Here is a 2,484-nt window from a genome sequence, read left to right on the forward strand (position 1 = left end):
CCTCCCTCGTCATCTCGGCCCAAACGGCAATAGAATCTTTAGGCCGTTTGGGGGAAGAGATCTCAGGAGGGGCCCGGCTGCTTCTTCATTACTCCCGCATGCGGGAGAAAGCAGACGGGAGGACCCTGGCTGAAGCAGTGACGGGAAGGAGAGCGTCTTTCATTTTGTCCCGTTGGGCTTGGTCCATGACCGGAACTCGCGGTTCCACTACAGGGGATCTCTTACCGCCCTTCACTTCGTTCAGGGCGCCGAGATGACGCCTGTTGTTGAACGGGACAGCGCCAACCCCGCGTCATCCTGCGCCGCGAATGATAAAAAATATTGACCGGTGACCTGTGTCACCGCAACTGAATACCAGGAGGATTGTTATGTACAAGCTGATCATTGCCATTATCGTTCTTTTCGTGTCTGCTTCCGCTCTGTGCGCCATGACGGAGGCCGAGACCAAAGAAATATACAAGTTGCTCAATACCAACAGCTACGAGGCTATGGACGACCAACTGAACTCGGTCAGGGACAAGGACGTGACCTATTACAAGCTGAGAGGTCTGTCCACCATCCTGAGCAGAAACAAGGACAGCGTGGCCATATCCAACATATGCCGGGAAAAGCTTCTTGCCGACTATTCGCAGGACCTGTCCGTATATCCGTATATAGTGCTCATCGACCTGATGAACGGATCCGTGGAACATCTCAGGGAGACCGTGAACAAGCTCGGGGAGCAGAAGCCTGCCGAGAGCGATGACAACGCGATACTGTGCTATTATCTCCTGTCCCACCTCAACAGCATTCCGGCCGTCACCGTGTCGGAAGATGATCTGCAGAGCATCAACTATATCCTGGAAAACAACGCCGTCTTCACCTGTTACGGCCACGGCATCAGATACTCTGAGGGCATGAAGGGTATCGGCATTCTGGTTTCTGCCATGTATATGCCCGAGTATGACGAGAGCCTGTTTGACAAGCTGAACAAGACCAACCTTACCCAAAAGGACTTTATGTTCGCCAACATCATATGCAGCGACGTGGCCTCCGGCAAGGACGGCATCAGAGTGTACATGAAGCTCCTGGACATCTATCCGGAGAATCATCTTGTGGTAATGGGCCTGAAGGACGCCACCATACAGTGTATAGAGGACGAGTATCTGTTCAGCACCGAAGAAAAGTCTCTGGGCTCTTATTACAAGGGCTTCATAGACAACATTGATGCGTCCATAAAGAAGCACCCGGACAACATAGAGCTGAAGAGCCTGAAGGGCGGGATCCTGTTCCTTGCCGGCAGATACGACGAGTGCATAGAACTGTGCAAGACCATAGAGTCCAGGAACCCTTATGCCTACTTGTTCATAGTCCTTTCGGCTCAGCACACCAATAATGCTTCTCTGAAGCAGCTTTACCTGAACAAGCTGAGCGCCCACTATGCCAAAATAAAGACCGACAAAAAGGCCTACAGACTCCTTTTCCAGGTGTCCACGGTGCTGGAGCTCAGCGAAAAACATCTGCCAAGCGCAGCTGACTATGCCGTGAAGACCGTTGCTAACTGGGGCGGCGCCGACAAAGACACTCCCGATGCCTTTGTCCAACAGCTGGAAAACATCATACGCGGCTACAAGCACGAATATGACGTATATCAGGACAAGCAAAACAGCCTTCTGTGTCTGCTGGCTCTGGAGAAGATACTGAACAGTGTGAACAGGACTCTGGAATACAGCGATTATATAGAGCTGGCAAACGCCTGCTATCAGACTATAGACGCCTCAAAGGTGACTAAGATAGGCGACAGTCTCGAGGTCAAAACCGGCAAGAGGTTTACGGGAAACGTCCGCGCGGCCATAGATTATTACGACCGAGCCGTCCGCGTTCTTTCCGCCAGGAATGACATCGGCAACAAAGACGAGATCATCTCTATCCTGACGGCTCATATTCATGAGCTGCAAAACGGAGAGGTCGTAAACGGCATCACCGTGTATAACGGTGTGGTCCCGGATCCGGCAAAGAAATAAAGACACACAGCCTCCGTCACACCTCCGCCACACAGGCCCCGCAAAGCGAGCTTTGCGGGGCTTCGCTTGCCTGTAGGCATAGTTCCTCTCACGTCATCCCGCCCCCTCCGCCGTCATCCCAGCGCCTGAGACGCAGTCGAGGGCGTTGGAGATCTGTGGGGGCACCGATGCCGCAGGCATTGGGGGGGCCACGCGGCGGAGAACAGCAAAAGCCCCGCGTCATCCCGGCCCAAATCGCAACATATGTAATGCGCCAGCATTACGCGATTTGGGGTAAGAGATCTACGGACGGGGCCCGCCAGCCCATTCCTTACTCTGCCAATGGCAGAGAGGGCTGGTGGGAGGGGCCGTATCGCGGGGCAGGAAAACCTTCTTGTCATCTCGGCCAAAACGGCAATATGTCAAACGCCACCGGCGTTTGGCCGTTTTGGGGAAGGGATCTCGGGCGGGACCCGTTTGCCCGTTCCTTGCTCCGGCAGAG

1 protein-coding gene is annotated in these 2,484 nt (G+C 54.1%); it reads left to right on the plus strand.

The window, feature by feature from the left end:
* The first annotated feature begins 368 nt into the window (after nucleotides 1–368).
* The gene (locus tag IK083_06395; protein ID MBR4749181.1) at nucleotides 369–2,003 is read left to right on the plus strand and encodes a hypothetical protein; all 1,635 of its coding nucleotides are present in this window, start codon (nucleotides 369–371) and stop codon (nucleotides 2,001–2,003) included.
* Nucleotides 2,004–2,484 lie beyond the last annotated feature (481 nt).

The sequence above is a fragment of the Abditibacteriota bacterium genome, from assembly GCA_017552965.1.
In the GTDB taxonomy this organism is placed as follows: Bacteria; Armatimonadota; UBA5829; order UBA5829; family UBA5829; genus RGIG7931.